The sequence below is a fragment of the Kribbella sp. VKM Ac-2566 genome (assembly GCF_004366005.1).
Taxonomy (GTDB): domain Bacteria; phylum Actinomycetota; class Actinomycetes; order Propionibacteriales; family Kribbellaceae; genus Kribbella; species Kribbella pratensis.
This window is the reverse complement of record NZ_SODT01000012.1, coordinates 108,729-123,607: the sequence shown is the minus strand read 5'-3', so window position 1 is coordinate 123,607 and position 14,879 is coordinate 108,729. Positions and strand designations below refer to the sequence as shown.

Genomic DNA, 14,879 nt, shown 5'->3' with positions numbered 1-14,879 from the left:
CTCAAGCCACCCATTGCCGACGGTGTCCATCGTCGCACCCCTGGTTGGGAGAGGATGCGGCCATGCCCATCTTCAAGCGTCGCCGCCGGAACGCCGTGGAGGCCGATCCGATCGGCGCGTTCTGGTCCTGGTGGTCGAGCGCCGGCGCGACGAGCGTCGCGGACGCGATCGCCCGCCGGGAGCCGACCGACGCGAACGCGGAACTGAACGAGCGGGTCGCCCGCATCCACCCGGACCTGGAGTGGGAGCTCGGCCCCGGCCTGCACGCCCAGCACGCGCTCATCGTCACCGCCGCCGGCAACCCGGCGCAGCGCGCGGTCGCTCGCCGCTGGCTGCGGGCCGCGCCGCCGTCGGATCACGTCTGGGAGTACGCCGACCTGCGCCGCCCCGGGCCCGCGGTGACGATCCAGTTCGAGGGGCTCCCGCCGGTCGCGGTCGACGAGTCGGTGGTGTCGATCGAGCCGGATTCGGCTTCGGTGCATGTCGGCGTACACCATCCTGTCTTCTCGTCGTTGTCGGTGGACGTGCAGCGACGGGTGACGTTCCTGATCCTCGATCTGGTGCTCGGCGAGGAGATGGTGGAGACGTGGGTCGGTGCGATCGACACGCTGCCCGCCGCGCCTGCCGACGCCGTACCGGTGATGGAGCTGCTGCCTGCGGTGGCCGGGTTTGCTGCCGAGCACACGCTCGAGGACGGCAGTCCGGCGTGGAAGATGCTGGAGGGTACGCGCGACGGTCAGCGGGTGATCGCGACGGCTGAGTACCCGTTGCGGTCGATCCGGCGGCCGCATCTCGATACGCACGTCGCTGTCGCGATCCACTATCCCGTGGTGCGTGAGGACGGGCTTCCCGAGTCCGAGATGCTCGACGAGCTCCGGGCGTTCGAGGACCACCTCACCGACCGCCTGGGCGGCTCCGGCAACCTGCTGGCCCACGAGACCTCCGCCGGCACCCGCATCCTGCACTACTACGTCGACGGCACCACCCCCGCCGACGCCCAACTACAAGCCGCCACCACCGGCTGGCCCCACGGCAAGGTAACCCTCACCACCACCCCCGACCCCGCGTGGCAAAACGTCGCCCATCTCTCCGGCTGACGGGTGCAACCTGAGGTGGCGGGCTTTTCGTCTTGAGGGGGAGATGGAGAGTGGAGGCTCGGATGGTGGAGCGGGACCGGGAGTTCGTCGAGTTCGTCGAAGGGGCGGGGGCGGCCCTGCGGCGGACGGCGTTCCTGGTGTCGGGGGATCGACACCGGGCGGACGACGTCGTCCAGGACGCGCTGTACAAGCTGTACCTGGCCTGGCCGAAAGTACGGCGGGTGAGCAACCCGTTCGCCTACGCGCGCCGGATGGTGGTGAACGCGGCGTACGACGGGAAACGCCGGCCGTGGCGGCGGGAGGTGACGATCGCCGACGTACCGGACCAGGTCGGGTACGACGACTTCGCGGCGGGGCATGCCGAGCGGGACGAGGTGCTGGCGGCACTTCGGTCGCTCGGGCCGCGGCAGCGGGCGTGCGTCGTACTGCGCTACTACGAGGACCTGTCGGTCGAGCAGACCGCGGAGATCCTCGGCTGTTCCACGGGCACCGTGAAGAGCCAGGCGGCACGTGGTCTCGACACTCTCCGACGAGCCATTGACCAGCGGCGGATGAGCCGGGCGCTGTGAAGGAGAACGAGATGGAAGACGTACAAGAGGTCAGCGCCGAACTCCACCGGCTCGCCGAGTCGGAGGCGATGGACCCGCTGGACACGACCCGGGTGCTGGAGCGCGGCCGCCGCGGAAGGCGGCGTCGCAAACTGATCGGCGCGGGCGGGGCGGTCGCCGGTGTCGCGGTGATCGCGGTCGGCGCGAGCCTGCTGCCCAGCCTGAGCTCGGCCGACAACCAGCCGGGGGTCGCGAAGAACCCACCTGAGCAGTTCAGTTCGGTACCAGGTGTGCCGCGCGGCGAGGCCGGCGCGGACCAGCGGATCACCATGGACGAGGCACAGCGCCGCTGCGATCTGCGGAACCCGACCGAGAAACGGAAGCTCCGGGGCACCAAGGGCGCCCGGTCCGGCCACGTGGCGATGTACGACATCAAGATCGGCGAGAAGCGCAACCTGTGCATCGTTCCCGGCGGGGACAGGCCGTCGGCCGACCTGATCGCGGCGGCGGACAAGGATCCGATGCCGAAGAGCACCGCCGGCAAGCTCCGCAACTGTTCCGTACTTGCGTGGGTGGACGTGACCGGCTGGCAGGTCGTGGCGTCCGACGAGTCGAAGACGCTCGGTCAGGCCGAGGTGGTCGCGATCTCCCCCACCGGGCACAAGGTCATGGAGTGCGCGTTGCGCACGGACGTCCCGTTCAGGACCGGCCTCGAGGGCAATACGACGTTCGCGACGCTGACCAACCTCACCAGTAGCGACCCGGTGCTGAACCCGGCCGACAAGTCCGCTCGCACCGACATGTACGCCGCCGGGGGTGGCGGCGGCCCCTGCAAGGCCGGGGCCTGCAGCGGCTGGGGGATGACCGGCTGGGGCCGGGTCGCCTCGAAGGACGCCGCCGCGGTCCGCCTGCGGATCGGGAACGGTCCGATCTACCAGGTCCCGGTCGGCGAAGGCGGCTGGTTCGCGTTCACCTGGAAGACCGCGGCCAAGTACAAGCAGGGCACGTTCCCGAAGGTTGCGGCGTACACCAAGGCCGGGAAGGTCGTCAAAGTCTTCGAGTAGGCACGAATCGTTATCAACCAAAGGGCGACGTCGTTGGTCTCACCCCCGAAGAACCGAGAAGGGGGAGACATGGGGAAACTGCGTACGACCTTGACCTTGCTCGCGGCGGCCGGACTGGCCGCCGCGGGCGCGACCACCGCGGGCGCCGCGCCCGCGGGTTCCACCGCTTCCTGCGGGCTGAGCCTCGGCTCGGTGACGGCCGGCGGTGACCAGACACTGCAACGACTGACAGCATCGACTCCGCCGGCCGCCGGCGCGCGGAGCGTCGTACCGAACGTGTACTCCGACGGCGCCGTCCGGATGATCGGGTCGCTCGTCAACGAGGCGACACCGACCGGCAGTTCCCGGCACGGGCGGGTCGTGCTCGGGGACACGATGTACCAGCACTGGCTCGAGCTCGACAAGGCCGGAAAGGTGACGTCGTCGGAGCTGGCCCGGATCGGCGGCGGATGGAGCAAGTTCGTCGACCACGAGACGTCGACGTTCAACGACGACCCGACAAACCCGCGGACCTACGAGTACGGGCTGCGGTCGGACGGCGTGCTGTTCCGGTGGGTCGTCGGCGGTGACGGCCGCTGGAAGGCGTACGGCTCGGTGCCCGGGTTCGCGTCGGTCAAGTCGATGACGCTGATCAGCAAGACCGCGGCGTACGACACGTTCCTCGCGAACACCCGAGGCGGCGCGCTCTACACGATCCGGATCCCGGTCAACAGCCAGATGCGGCCGATCGTCACCAAGGTGCGGTCCGCGACCTGGCAGGGGTTCGAGTTGCTGGTCGCCGGCCAGTGCGGCAACTACGGAACCGTTGTCGTCGGCATCGACAAGGACACCAAGTCGGCGTACCTGTACACCTTCGGGCACGCGGACGGCACGAAGACGTCGATCACCGGTCACGGCAAGGTGCCCGGAACCTTCGCCGATCCCAGCTACTTCCGCTGGGCCCCACCGGTGAAGTCCGACTGGCTCTTCGGCGAGTAGAAAGACCCGGCGCGCGCCCGTCGTGGCGCGCGCCGGATTGCTCAGGCGGTACGGCGTCTGAGGGTGGCTGCGCCCAGGCCGAGGGCGGCGAGGATGAAGCCTAGGACAACCAGGGTGTCGCCGCCTGTGCCGGTGGTGAAGCCGTTGCCCTTGGCAACTCCTAGTACGGCGTCCACCGCGTAGGACAAGGGCAGTACGTCGCTCACCGCGTGCAGGACCGTGGGTAGTTGATCGCGTGGGACCAGGAGCCCGCACAGCAGGATCTGCGGGATCATCACGGCCGGCATCATCTGTACGGCCTGGAACTCGGTCGCCGCGAACGCGCTCGCGAACAGTCCCAGCGCCGTACCGAGAACCCCGTCGAGGACGGCGACCACGCCGAGTTGCCAGGCGGCGCCCTGGATGTCCAGATCCAAGAGGTACAAGGCGATCGAGACCACCGCGAGCGCCTGGACGACGGCGATCAGTGCGAACGCGAGCGCGTACCCGAGCAGGAAGTCCAGCTTGCCCATCGGCATCGTGAACAGCCGCGACAACGTTCCGCTCGACCGCTCGCGCAGCGTCGCGACCGACGTGACGACGAACATGATGATCGACGGGAACACCGCGAGCAGCGGGCCGCCGACCCGGTCGAAGACCATCGGGGAATCGGTGAACATCCACCACATCAGGCTGACCAGCAACGCCGGCAGCACGATCAGCATCGCCACCGTCCGGTGGTCCCGCCGCAGCTGGGCCAGGACTCGAGCGGCTACGGCAAACGTCACACGCGGTGTCATCGCGCACCAGCCTTTCGCTCGATCAGGGTGAGGAACGCCTGCTCGATGTCGTTGGTCCCCGCCGACAGGAGCAGGTCCTGAGGCGTGTCGTCGGCCAGCAGTTCACCGTCGCGCATCAGCAGAAGACGATCGCAGCGCGAGGCCTCGTCCATGACGTGACTCGACACGAGCAGCGTCGAGCCGGCGTCGGCGAGTTCGTGGAAGAGGTTCCAGAGATCGCGGCGCAGAACGGGATCCAGCCCGACCGTTGGCTCGTCCAACACCAGGAGCTCCGGACTGCCGAGCAGTGCGGCCGCCAGGGAAGCACGTGATCGCTGGCCGCCCGACAGCTGGTCGACCCGGGCGTCCGCGTGCGACGTGAGATCGACCGCCTCGACGACCCGTTCCACATCGGACGACGGGACCCCGAGGACCGCCGCGAAGAAGCGCAGGTTCTCGGTGACGGTCAGATCGCCGTACACACTGGGCTCCTGCGTCACGTAGCCGATCCGTCCACGCAGCTTCGGCGCACCGGCCGGCAGCCCGAGGACCGAGATGTCGCCGGTCACCCGCGCCTGCAGGCCGACGATCGCGCGGATCAGCGTCGTCTTGCCGCAGCCGGACGGTCCGAGCAGCCCGGTCACCGATCCGCCCCGCAGGTCGAACCCGACCCCGCGCAGGACCTCCCGGTCACCCCGGACCACGACGAGGTCACGGCAGCTCACCGCGTTTTTCATCATATGATGAATTTAGCGCGTACGTCGTTCCCTGGCAACAGGTCGTTAGACGACGGCGTAGCCCGTGGCCTCACTCAGCGCGGTCAGCGACGGGTCGCCGTACCTTTCGCGCAGGGCGGCGAAGCGCTCCACCTTGTCCGTGCCGAACCGGCTGATCTCGGCGGCGAATGTGGCGCCGGTGAGGAACACCGGCGGGCGCCGCTTGCTGTGGAACTTGTCGGCGTACAGGACCAGTTCCTCCTCCGGCGTCCGCGGGAGGTAGTCGTCGACCGGGATCGGCAACGCCTGACGCACCACGTCGTCGCGCGTGATCCCGACGCCGGTGTGACACGACGCGAACCGGCAGAGCTCGACCGGGAGGCCGAGAGACGCGAGCAGTTCGTGCCCCAGTACGCCGTGCCGCACGTACGCCGTCGACTCCAGGCGATAAACCCCGATGTCGTGCAGGAGCGCGCCCGCACGTACCAGGTCGGTGTCGATGTCGACGCCGGCGAAGAACTGTTCGGCAATCGAGCACACCAGACGACAGTGCTCATGGACGAGCTCGAACGCTTCGCGACTCGGCGCGTACTCACGGTGGAGCGCGCGGATCTCGTCGTCGGTCGGGATGTCCATCAACCGGTCAGGTGCAGTTGGAGGACCGGCGCCAATCGGTCGATCAATGTCTCGACGTCGATGGACGCGATCGGCTCGAGCCCGACCAGGTACCGGACGATCGCGGTGCCGACCAGTTGGGTGGCGACCAGGCCGACCCGCAGTTGCGCATCCGGTACGTCGAGCACCTGGGAGACGGGCTGGATGATCATCTGGGTGATGCCTTCGCGCATCATCCGCGCCACCTCGTCGCTGGTGACCACGCTGCGGAACAGGGCCTTCATCCGCTGCTGCCCGTCCGGCGACTCCCAGACACCGAGGAACTCGGTCGCGATCCGGCGCCCGATCTCGTCCAGCGGTCCGTCGATGATCTGCGCGGCGATCCGGCGCGGGTCGACCGGGATCGCCATCGCCTCGATGAACAGCTCGTCCTTGCTGTCGAAGTAGTGGTGCACGAGGGCCGCGTCGACACCGGCCCGGCGTGCGACGGCGCGGATCGAGGTGGCCGCGAATCCCTTGTCCGCAAAGGATTCCCGGGCGGCCTTGACGATCTCTCCCCGGGTATCCGGTCCCCCTGGGCGGCGTCCCGGCGTACGACCGGTAGCTGTCACGGAGTCAGCTCCGAGATCTCACCTTCCGGGGTGACCGCGAACGACGTACGCCGGGACCGGGAGGCTCCAGGCCGGACGAAGTGCTTGCGAGTGAACTCCAGCGACTCGACCAGGTCGACCTCGCGCTCGGAGCGGCTGGTCGCGCGGCGGGTGTTGATCTCGATGATGATGTGGCCGCGGAAGTCCTGCTGCGCGAGGACGCCCAGCAGGTCCGCGGCACGTTGCGTGCCGCGACCCGGGACCAGGTGCTCGTCCTTGGCGGAGCCGGTGCCGTCGGTCAGATGCACGTGGGTCAGGCTCTTGCCCATCGTCGCCGCCAGTTCGACGCAGTCCTGCTCGGCGGTGGACGCGTGCGACAGGTCGAGGGTGGTGTGCGCGTACTCCTGCTCGGTCGGGTCCCAGCTCGGCGCGTACGCCTGCAGGTCGCGGCCGGGCGCGCGCCACGGGTACATGTTCTCCACCGCGAGCGTCACGCCCGTCGCGGCCTCCAGCCGGGCGATCCCCTCGACGAACCCGCGCGCGTAGTCCCGCTGCCAGCGGAACGGCGGGTGTACGACGACCACGTCGGCACCGAGCTCCTTCGCGGCCTCGGCGCTGCGCTCGAGCTTGCTCCACGGATCGGTCCCCCAGACGCGCTGCATGATCAGCAGGGTCGGGGCGTGGATCGCGAGCACCGGCAGCTGGTGGTAGTCGATCAGCCGCTGGATCGCGTCGATCTGGGTGCTCAGCGGATCGATCCCGATCATCACCTCGACACCGTCGTACCCGAGCCGGGCGGCCAGCTCGAAGCCGCTCGCGGTGGACTCCGGATACACCGAGGCGGTGGACAGGCCGATCTTGGCGGTCGTACGGGGGTTCATTCGTTCACCGAGGTTGCAGCTGGTCGAGCCGGGACAGGATGACGCCTTCACGCAGGGCCCACGGGCAGACCTCGAGCGCGGGCAGGTCGAAGAGGTCCATCACGGCGTCGGCGACCAGCGCGCCGGCGGTCAGCTGGGACGCGCGGCCGGCCGACACCCCGGGCAGGGCGGCCCGCTCGGCGGCCGACATCTTGGTCAGCTTCGGGATCCACTCGTTCAGGTCGTCCCGGTTCAGCGTGCGCGGCACGTACGGTCCGTCGGCGGACGGGGCCGCGCCGGTGATCCGGGCCAGCGAACGGAAAGTCTTGCTGGTGGCAACCGAACGCTGCGGCTTACCGGCCCGCAGTACCGGACCGGCGACCGCGGCCAGCTCCATCCGGATCCGGCGACGCAGCGCCCGGACCTCGTCCTTGGCCGGCGGGTCCGTGGTCAGCCCCTCGCGGGTCAGCCGCCCGGCGCCGAGCTGGACCGACTCCGCCACGGTCGGCTGCTCGTCCGACCCGGCCGCGATCTCCAGCGAGCCGCCGCCGATGTCGAACACCGCCAGGCGCCCGGAGGACCAGCCGAACCACCGCCGTACCGCCAGGAAGGTCAGCCGGGCCTCGTCGTCGCCGCTCAGCACCTCGAGGTCCACGCCGGTCTCGTTGCGGACCCGGGCCAGCACCTTCTCGCCGTTCGGGGCCTCGCGGAGCGCCGAGGTGGCGAACGCGAGCACCGACTCGCAGCCCTTGTCCTCGGCCAGCTCGACCGCCTGCTTGGTGAACGAGACCAGCCCGTCGGCACCGGACTGGTCGATCTTGCCGTCCTTGTCCAGGTGCTCGGCCAGCCGGAGCTCGATCTTGTGCGAGTACGCCGGCAGCGGCGCGGCACCGCGATGCGCGTCCACCACGAGCAGATGGACGGTGTTGGATCCCACGTCGAGTACGCCGAGCCGCATACCCTCACGCTACTGGACAACCGGAGTATTCAGGTTCCGGAGTCCCAGACAGCAATGGAGTTCACGGATGTGCGACCAGGGAGCGTAGGCTTTCCAGGTGCCTGAGGTTTCTCTCGATTTCCCCCGTGCCTGGGTCGAGTTCACGGACCCCGCCGACCCCGACCAGGTCTTCCGCTGCGACCTGACCTGGCTGACCTCCAACTGGTCCTGCATCTTCGGCGGTGGCTGCCAGGGGATCTACAAGGGCCGTCCGAACGACGGCTGCTGCACCCTCGGTGCGCACTTCTCCGACGCCGACGACGAGAAGCGGGTCAAGAAGTACGTCAAGGAGCTCGGCAAGGACGACTGGCAGTTCCGCAAGGAAGGCCGGAGCAACGGCTGGGTCGAGACCGACGACGAGGGCGAGCGCAAGACCCGGGTCTGGGAAGGTGCCTGCATCTTCCTGAACCGGCCGGGCTTCGAGGGCGGCGCCGGCTGCGCGCTGCACGGGCTGGCACTGAAGCGCGGCGTACATTTCGTCGAGACCAAGCCGGACGTGTGCTGGCAGCTGCCGATCCGGCGGACCTTCCGCGAGGTGGAGCGACCGGACGGGACGACGTACACCGAGGTCGGCATCGGGGAGTACGACCGGCGCGGCTGGGGACCGGGCGGGCACGACCTCGACTGGTACTGCACGGGCAACACCGAGGCGCACATCGCGGTCGAGCCGGTGTTCGAGTCCAGCAAGGTCGAACTGCAGACACTGATGGGTCCCAAGGCGTACGACGTACTCGCCGATCTGTGCCGTCAGCGCCTGGAGGCCGCGCGGCCGCTGCTGCCGCATCCCGCCTCTAAGTAGCGATCTTGCCGTTGTCGACGAGCCAGCTGATGCCGGAAAGGGCTGCCTCGAACGCGGAGTAGCGCGGACGGAAGTCGAGCAGTCTGGCGGCCTTGTCCATCGAGCAGTGGGGGCTGTGCTCGACGTGGTCCCAGGTAGCGGCCGCGTCCTGCTTGGACATCCGTTGCTGCAGTTGGCCGATCGGCAGGAAGCCGAGCTGGGCCGGCCGGCCGAACCAGTCGGCGACCGCGTGGGCGTAGCCGCGCAGGGTGATCGCGTCACTCGCCACCGCGTGGAAGCTCTCGCCGATCGCGGTCGAGCGACTCGCGATCGCGGCCAGGAACACGCCCGCGACATCGTCGGCGTGGACCGGGTTGAGCGTCTCCAGGCCGAGGTTCGGCAGCAGGACGTCGTGCCCCTGGGCGAGCTTCTCGTAGACGGCGAGGTCGAAGTTGCCGGCCGGGTTGACCGGCGTCCAGCCGGGGCCGCAGATGTGACCGGGGTGGACGATCGTGACCGGGAAGCCGTCGCGGCGGGCCTTCGTGAGCAGGTAGGCCTCGATCGCAGCCTTCTGCGTGCCGTAGTCGCCGAACGGCTTGCGCGGTGCGTCCTCGCGGGTCGGGACGCTCACGCTCGGTCCGTGGACCCAGATCGTGCCGCAGTGCAGCAGGTGCTGGATCTTCCCTTCGACCGCCTCGGCGAGCTGCCGGGCGCTGTCCTCGGTGAAACAGATCAGGTCGATGACGACGTCCGGGCTCAGGTCCGCGACCCGTCGGCCGAACGTCCCCGCGGCATCTTCCGCAGCCCGGTCGATCTGGACGAACTCCACGTCCTTCCAGGTGCCGTCCGAGTGGTACGGCGTACGCTCGCCGCGACTCAGCACCGTGACGTCGTGTCCGAGCCGGATCAGCCGCGGGACGAGATAGGTTCCGATGTGACCGGTACCGCCGATGACTACTGTGCGCATGGCACCTCACAGTAGTCCGACACACCCCGGGGGCCGCGAGTGTCGGTGGAGGGCGTAAGAATGACAGGCATGCGTCTGGATCATCTGTCGTACGCGTGCGGGCCTGATGGGTGCCGGGCGACCGTCGAGCGGCTGTCGGCGGCGCTCGGGGCGGAGTTCGTCGACGGCGGGGTGCATCCACGGTTCGGCACGGTGAACCAGATCCTCCCGCTGGAGAACGATCGGTACATCGAGGTCGTCGACGTGCTCGACCACCCGGCGTCGGACAAGGCGCCGTTCGGTCAGGCGGTCCGGGCCCGCAAGGAGCTCGGCGGCGGCTGGCTGGGCTGGGTGGTGGCGGTCCGCGACATGGAGCGGATGGAGAAGCGCCTCGGGCGGGAGGCTGTCCCGGGCAACCGGCACCGGCCCGACGGGGTCAACGTGACCTGGCGGCAGATCGGTGTGAAGGGCCTGATCGCCGACCCGCAACTGCCGTTCTTCGTGCACTGGGACGACCTCGGTCAGCACCCGTCGATCGGCGGCAAGGGCATCAAACTCACCGCCCTCGAGATCGCCGGCGACCCCGCCCGCGTCACCGACTGGATCGGCCACCCCGCCGACCACCTCCTCGACGACCTCGACGTCGACTGGCGCCCCAACGGCCAGCCCGGCCTGGTCTCCGCCGTCTTCGAAACCCCGAACGGCACCGTCCGGCTCTAGGCGATGGATCACCAGACAGGGCCTTGGTGGATCTTCTCGAGCTCCGTCAGGGACGTCTCGAGGTGGGCGAGCATGCGTTGCAGGTGTGGGACGGTGCGGCGGCAGCCGATCAGGCCGAAGTGGAGTTCGTGGGCGTAGCTGGTGACGCTGATGTTCAGCGCCTGGCCGTTGAGGACGATGCTCGCGGGGTACATGCCGAGCAGGCGCGAGCGGTTCCAGTAGAGCGGGCTGTCGGTGGGGCCGGGCACGTTCGAGATGACCACGTTGTACGGCGGTGTCGTATGGCCGGCGACGCCCGGTAGGACAGCGGCGGGGCCCGCGACGCCGAAGCCGAGTGCGCCGACGATCAGGTTCTGCAGCGGACTGAGGTCGGACAGAACACGTTTTCCGTGCGCGGTCGACGCCATGATCCGGCGGATCCGGCGCTCGGGATCAACCTGGTCGGTGGCCAGGTCGGCGATCAGCGTGGCCAGCGAGTTCCCGCCACCGGGCGCGTCGTCCGACGTACGCAGAGAGACCGGCACCATCGCGGTCAGCGCCTTGTCCGGCAACGCGTCCAGCTCGAGCAGATAGTTGCGCAGGGCCCCTGAACACATCGCCAGCAGTACGTCGTTCAGTGTCGCGCCGGTGATCGCCCGGACCTTCTCCAGCCGTTCGATCGGCCACGACTGCGCCGCGAACCGCCGCGCGCCGGTGACCGGCTGGTTGAAGATCGTCCGCGGCGCCTGGAACGGCATCGTCGAGTGCAGCAGGCTCTTCACACCGGCCAGCGGGAGACCGGCCAGCCCGGCGGCTGTCTTCACCGCGTCACCCGGCACCTTGGCGATTGCCTGCAGCAACCCGGTCTCCGGCCGCGGCGCGGTGACCTTCGGCGGCAGCGCGTACGTGGCCGGCATGCCGGTGCGGGTCGGGTCGGTGGTGAGGGTGTCCTGCATCCAGCGCAGCGCGGTGACGCCGTCGATCATCGAGTGGTGGATCTTGCTGTAGATCGCGAACCGGCGGCCCTCGACGCCCTCGATCAGGTGCATCTCCCACAGCGGGCGGTGCCGGTCGAGCAGCGTCCCGTGCAGGCGGCTGGTGAGCTCGAACAGCTCGCGGTACCGCCCGGGACGGGGCAGCGCGGACAACCGGACGTGGTACTCCAGGTCGATCTGGTCGTCGTGTTCCCAGGACCAGTAGCCGAGGTCCACCGGCCGGTTCCGCACCCGGCGCGCGAACACCGGGTTCACCTCCGGCGCGGCCACCATCTCGTGGTACAGCCGCGACACGAAGTCCCGCGACGACCCCGGGAACACATGATCCCGCCCGGCCCCTTCCGGGAGCTCGAACAGCATCAGCCCACCGACATGCATCGGCTGCTCCCGCGACTCCCCACCCAGGAACATCGCATCCAGCGGCCCGACCACGCTCATGACCTCATCCTTGGCCAGGCGCGGGCGGGCCGTCCACCCCCGTCAGTCGAGGGGGCGGTAGTTGAGGCCTAGGGCCTCGATGCGGGCCAGGTGGGGGCGGAGGCGGGCGAGGAACTCGTCGTACGAGACCTTCGGGGAGCCCCAGGCGCGTTCGGCGAAGGCGGACAGGCGTGGCAGGAGCATGTAGCCGACCTGCTCCGGGCCTTCCATGTACTCGGTCCAGATCTGGCACTGGGTCCCGACGATCAACGCCTTCTCCTGGTCGGACAGCGCCGCCGGGACCACCTCGAAGTCGTACACCTTCTCCAGCGGGATGTTCCCGCCGATGGCGAGCGGCTCGGTCGCGGGGTCGCCCTGGTAGTAGTCGAAGTACACCGACTCACACGGCGCCATCACGACTTCGTGCCCCGCCTTCGCCGCGACCTCGCCGCGCTGGGCGCTCCGCCACGCCATGATGACCGCGTCCTTCGGGCAGTCGGTCTCGACCATCTCGTCCCAGCCGACCAGCCGGCGCCCTTCCTCGGCCAGCACCTCCGCGACCTGCGCCGTGAACCAGCCCTGCAACTGCCCCGGCTCGTCCAGCCCGAGCTCGGCCTGCCGCTTCTGCGCCGCCTCCGACTCGGCCCACTGCACCGACGGGCATTCGTCGCCACCCAGGTGGATGTACGGCGACGGGAAGATCTCCAGCACCTCACGCAGCACGGTCTTCACGAACTCGACGGTCGCGTCGTTCACGTTCAGCACGTCGTCGCTGATGCCCCAGTACTGGCGGACCGTCAACTGCCGGTCCGGGTGGTTCCCGAGCTCCGGGTACGCCGCGATCGCGGCCTGCATGTGACCCGGCAGGTCGATCTCGGGTACGACGGTGATCCCGCGGTCCGCGGCGTACGCGACGATCTCGCGCAGGTCGTCCTTGGTGTAGAACCCCCCGTGCGGCGTGCCGTCGTACTCGAACTCCTGCTGGCCGTGCGACATCTTGCCGACCATGGTTTCGGCCCGCCACGCGCCGACCTCGGTGAGCCGCGGGTACGCCTCGATCTCGACCCGCCAGCCCTGGTCGTCGGTGAGGTGGAAGTGCAGCACGTTCAGCCGGTGCAGTGCGAGCACGTCGATGATCCTGAGGACGAACTCCTTCGGCATGAAGTGCCGCGCGACGTCGAGCATCATCCCGCGCCAGCCGAACCGCGGCGCGTCCTCGACGTGCGCCAGCGGTACGGCGACCTTCCCGTCCGCGGCCGGCTCCGCCGACTCCACCAGCTGGGCGTACGTCGTCTCCGCGTGCCGCAGCGCGTCCTCGGAGCCGGCCGTGAGCCGAGCGCCGTCCGCGCTGATGTCGATGCGGTACTCGTTCGGGTCGAGGTTCTCGACCACGTCCCGGACGGCGTCGGCGACCGGGTCGGCAGTGATCCACCGGCCTTCGTCGACGGTGAGTTGTCGCGGGGCAGGGACGATCGCGATGTCGGACATCCGGAGTCTCCAGAGGCGCGGTGAGATATGTCGGAACGATCCTATAAGTGCGTGGAAGTCGGTGGCGGAGAGCAGTCGTGAGCATCCGTAACGGAGCTGCCTTCTGCGTCAGGTTCATGAGAAGGTTTGCCCGTGACAAGCGAGCGGCAGCGGACGACCCTGCGGGTCCTGGTGGCGAGCAACGCGCTCGGTGGGGTCGCAACGGCGAGCGGATTCGCCGTCGCGGCTCTGCTCGCGGAGAACGTCTCCGGCTCCACGTCCATGGCCGGTCTGGTCGCCACGTCGACCACACTGGGCGCAGCCGTTCTCGCCGTACCGCTGGCCGGCCTGGCTCGCTCACGCGGTCGACGGGTCTCGTTGAGCGTCGGCTATCTGATCGCCTTCGTGGGCGCTGCGCTGACGATCCTCGCCGCGCAGATCGGCTCGCTGGCGCTGCTGCTGGCTGCGGGCTGCTTCTTCGGCAGCGGCTCGGCCTCGAACCTCCAGTCGCGGTACGCCGCCACGGACGCCGCCGAGCCCAGCCGCATCGCCCGTTCGCTCGGGCTGGTCGTCTGGGCCACCACGATCGGTGTGATCGTCGGACCGAACTTGACCGGTGTCGGCGGCTCGGTCGGCACGTCACTCGGCATCCTGGCCCTGGCGGGTCCGTACGTGTTCTCCGTCGTCGCCTTCGGCCTCAGCGCGGCCACAGTGTGGGTCGGCATGCGCAGCCAGGTGCGGCCGGGCAAGGTGGAGCGCCAGCCGCTGGCCGAGACGTTCCGGCAGGTCATCCGCATCCCGCACGCGCGTCTCGGCCTGCTGGCGATCGCGACGGCGCACGCGGTGATGGTCGGCGTGATGTCGATGACTTCGGTCCACCTGCGCCACCACGGCGCCTCGCTGACGATCGTCGGCTTCGTCATCAGCGGGCATGTGGCCGGCATGTACGCCCTGTCCCCGCTGACCGGGTGGCTGGCCGATCGGCTCGGCCGGATCCCCACGATCGGCATCGGGCTCGGCATTCTCGCGGTCGCGATGACACTGGCCGCTGTCGCGCCGGACGACGCGCACGCGCTGACCGGGCTGGCGCTGTTCACCCTGGGCCTCGGTTGGTCCGCCTGTCTGGTGGCCGGCTCCACGCTGCTGTCGCGGTCCGTGCCGGACGGCATCCGTACGTCGGCGCAGGGCCTGTCGGACCTGACGATGGGCGTCCTGGCTTCCCTTTCGGGCACAGCTGCCGGCCCGGTCCTCGCGTACCTCGGCTTCCACTGGCTGGCGGTCTTCTGCGGCATCCTCCTCATTCCGGCGGCCCTGCTCGCCGCAACGACCAAACAGGCAGTAGCTAGGGTCTAGC

The 14,879-nt window shown here is 69.3% G+C and carries 16 protein-coding genes; 7 read left to right on the top strand and 9 right to left on the bottom strand.

Features of this window, described 5'->3' with window-relative positions:
* Positions 1 to 62: 62 nt before the first annotated feature.
* The 4 genes from EV647_RS27635 (at position 63) to EV647_RS27620 (ending at position 3,687) form a co-directional block, all read left to right on the top strand.
* On the top strand, positions 63 to 1,097 hold the full coding sequence (locus EV647_RS27635; RefSeq protein WP_134007871.1) for a DUF695 domain-containing protein: 1,035 nt from the start codon (positions 63 to 65) through the stop codon (positions 1,095 to 1,097).
* 62 nt (positions 1,098 to 1,159) lie between these two features.
* Positions 1,160 to 1,666: a SigE family RNA polymerase sigma factor gene (locus EV647_RS27630; RefSeq protein WP_134007869.1), complete on the top strand. Its 507-nt coding sequence runs from the start codon at positions 1,160 to 1,162 to the stop codon at positions 1,664 to 1,666.
* Positions 1,667 to 1,677: 11 nt separating this feature from the next.
* Positions 1,678 to 2,709: a hypothetical protein gene (locus EV647_RS27625; protein WP_134007867.1), complete on the top strand. Its 1,032-nt coding sequence runs from the start codon at positions 1,678 to 1,680 to the stop codon at positions 2,707 to 2,709.
* 69 nt (positions 2,710 to 2,778) lie between these two features.
* A complete protein-coding gene (locus EV647_RS27620; RefSeq protein WP_238177421.1) occupies positions 2,779 to 3,687 on the top strand; it encodes a hypothetical protein in 909 nt (302 codons plus the stop codon).
* Between the two features lie 41 nt (positions 3,688 to 3,728).
* Here EV647_RS27620 and EV647_RS27615 read toward each other — a convergent pair whose 3' ends face one another.
* The 6 genes from EV647_RS27615 to EV647_RS27590 are packed head-to-tail and all read right to left on the bottom strand — an operon-like array spanning position 3,729 to position 8,184.
* Positions 3,729 to 4,466 (bottom strand): ABC transporter permease, encoded by a 738-nt coding sequence (locus tag EV647_RS27615; RefSeq protein ID WP_134007865.1) that lies wholly within the window; start codon positions 4,464 to 4,466, stop codon positions 3,729 to 3,731.
* A complete protein-coding gene (locus EV647_RS27610; protein ID WP_134007863.1) occupies positions 4,463 to 5,185 on the bottom strand; it encodes an ABC transporter ATP-binding protein in 723 nt (240 codons plus the stop codon). Before EV647_RS27610 ends, EV647_RS27615 begins: the two co-directional genes overlap by 4 nt.
* 42 nt (positions 5,186 to 5,227) lie before the next feature.
* Positions 5,228 to 5,797, bottom strand: coding sequence for an HDIG domain-containing metalloprotein (locus EV647_RS27605; RefSeq protein ID WP_134007861.1), 570 nt, complete (start codon positions 5,795 to 5,797; stop codon positions 5,228 to 5,230).
* Entirely contained in the window at positions 5,797 to 6,387 is a 591-nt protein-coding gene (locus tag EV647_RS27600) for a TetR family transcriptional regulator (protein ID WP_134007859.1), read from the bottom strand. The genes EV647_RS27605 and EV647_RS27600 overlap by 1 nt, the downstream gene beginning before the upstream one ends.
* Positions 6,384 to 7,247, bottom strand: coding sequence for a sugar phosphate isomerase/epimerase (locus tag EV647_RS27595; RefSeq protein WP_134007857.1), 864 nt, complete (start codon positions 7,245 to 7,247; stop codon positions 6,384 to 6,386). The genes EV647_RS27600 and EV647_RS27595 overlap by 4 nt, the downstream gene beginning before the upstream one ends.
* A gap of 4 nt (positions 7,248 to 7,251) precedes the next feature.
* Complete coding sequence (locus EV647_RS27590) at positions 7,252 to 8,184, bottom strand: Ppx/GppA phosphatase family protein (RefSeq protein ID WP_134007855.1); 933 nt, start codon at positions 8,182 to 8,184, stop codon at positions 7,252 to 7,254.
* Positions 8,185 to 8,281: 97 nt separating this feature from the next.
* Between EV647_RS27590 and EV647_RS27585 the strand changes: the two genes are divergently transcribed.
* The gene (locus EV647_RS27585) at positions 8,282 to 9,022 is read left to right on the top strand and encodes a hypothetical protein (RefSeq protein ID WP_134007853.1); all 741 of its coding nucleotides are present in this window, start codon (positions 8,282 to 8,284) and stop codon (positions 9,020 to 9,022) included.
* Here the strand turns inward: EV647_RS27585 and EV647_RS27580 are convergent.
* Positions 9,015 to 9,968: an NAD(P)-dependent oxidoreductase gene (locus EV647_RS27580; protein ID WP_134007851.1), complete on the bottom strand. Its 954-nt coding sequence runs from the start codon at positions 9,966 to 9,968 to the stop codon at positions 9,015 to 9,017. The two genes, EV647_RS27585 and EV647_RS27580, sit on opposite strands and share 8 nt — an antisense overlap.
* Positions 9,969 to 10,037: 69 nt before the next feature.
* Between EV647_RS27580 and EV647_RS27575 the strand changes: the two genes are divergently transcribed.
* Positions 10,038 to 10,667, top strand: coding sequence for a VOC family protein (locus EV647_RS27575; protein WP_134007849.1), 630 nt, complete (start codon positions 10,038 to 10,040; stop codon positions 10,665 to 10,667).
* 8 nt (positions 10,668 to 10,675) lie between these two features.
* Here EV647_RS27575 and EV647_RS27570 read toward each other — a convergent pair whose 3' ends face one another.
* The gene (locus EV647_RS27570; RefSeq protein ID WP_134007847.1) at positions 10,676 to 12,079 is read right to left on the bottom strand and encodes a wax ester/triacylglycerol synthase family O-acyltransferase; all 1,404 of its coding nucleotides are present in this window, start codon (positions 12,077 to 12,079) and stop codon (positions 10,676 to 10,678) included.
* Positions 12,080 to 12,121: 42 nt separating this feature from the next.
* Positions 12,122 to 13,546, bottom strand: coding sequence for a beta-N-acetylhexosaminidase (locus tag EV647_RS27565; RefSeq protein ID WP_134007845.1), 1,425 nt, complete (start codon positions 13,544 to 13,546; stop codon positions 12,122 to 12,124).
* 132 nt (positions 13,547 to 13,678) lie between these two features.
* On the opposite strand from EV647_RS27565, the gene EV647_RS27560 reads away from it, so the two are divergent.
* Positions 13,679 to 14,878, top strand: a complete 1,200-nt coding sequence (locus EV647_RS27560) for an MFS transporter (protein ID WP_238177420.1) — start codon at positions 13,679 to 13,681, stop codon at positions 14,876 to 14,878.
* Position 14,879 lies beyond the last annotated feature (1 nt).

Excerpts from the sequence above, each read along its gene's own strand:
- EV647_RS27635 (WP_134007871.1), top strand. The coding sequence starts at position 63 with ATGCCCATCTTCAAGCGTCGCCGCCGGAACGCCGTGGAGGCCGATCCG.
- EV647_RS27630 (WP_134007869.1), top strand. The coding sequence starts at position 1,160 with ATGGTGGAGCGGGACCGGGAGTTCGTCGAGTTCGTCGAAGGGGCGGGG.
- EV647_RS27625 (WP_134007867.1), top strand. The coding sequence starts at position 1,678 with ATGGAAGACGTACAAGAGGTCAGCGCCGAACTCCACCGGCTCGCCGAG.
- EV647_RS27620 (WP_238177421.1), top strand. The coding sequence starts at position 2,779 with ATGGGGAAACTGCGTACGACCTTGACCTTGCTCGCGGCGGCCGGACTG.
- EV647_RS27615 (WP_134007865.1), bottom strand. The coding sequence starts at position 4,466 with ATGACACCGCGTGTGACGTTTGCCGTAGCCGCTCGAGTCCTGGCCCAG.
- EV647_RS27610 (WP_134007863.1), bottom strand. The coding sequence starts at position 5,185 with ATGATGAAAAACGCGGTGAGCTGCCGTGACCTCGTCGTGGTCCGGGGT.
- EV647_RS27605 (WP_134007861.1), bottom strand. The coding sequence starts at position 5,797 with ATGGACATCCCGACCGACGACGAGATCCGCGCGCTCCACCGTGAGTAC.
- EV647_RS27595 (WP_134007857.1), bottom strand. The coding sequence starts at position 7,247 with ATGAACCCCCGTACGACCGCCAAGATCGGCCTGTCCACCGCCTCGGTG.
- EV647_RS27590 (WP_134007855.1), bottom strand. The coding sequence starts at position 8,184 with ATGCGGCTCGGCGTACTCGACGTGGGATCCAACACCGTCCATCTGCTC.
- EV647_RS27580 (WP_134007851.1), bottom strand. The coding sequence starts at position 9,968 with ATGCGCACAGTAGTCATCGGCGGTACCGGTCACATCGGAACCTATCTC.
- EV647_RS27575 (WP_134007849.1), top strand. The coding sequence starts at position 10,038 with ATGCGTCTGGATCATCTGTCGTACGCGTGCGGGCCTGATGGGTGCCGG.
- EV647_RS27570 (WP_134007847.1), bottom strand. The coding sequence starts at position 12,079 with ATGAGCGTGGTCGGGCCGCTGGATGCGATGTTCCTGGGTGGGGAGTCG.
- EV647_RS27565 (WP_134007845.1), bottom strand. The coding sequence starts at position 13,546 with ATGTCCGACATCGCGATCGTCCCTGCCCCGCGACAACTCACCGTCGAC.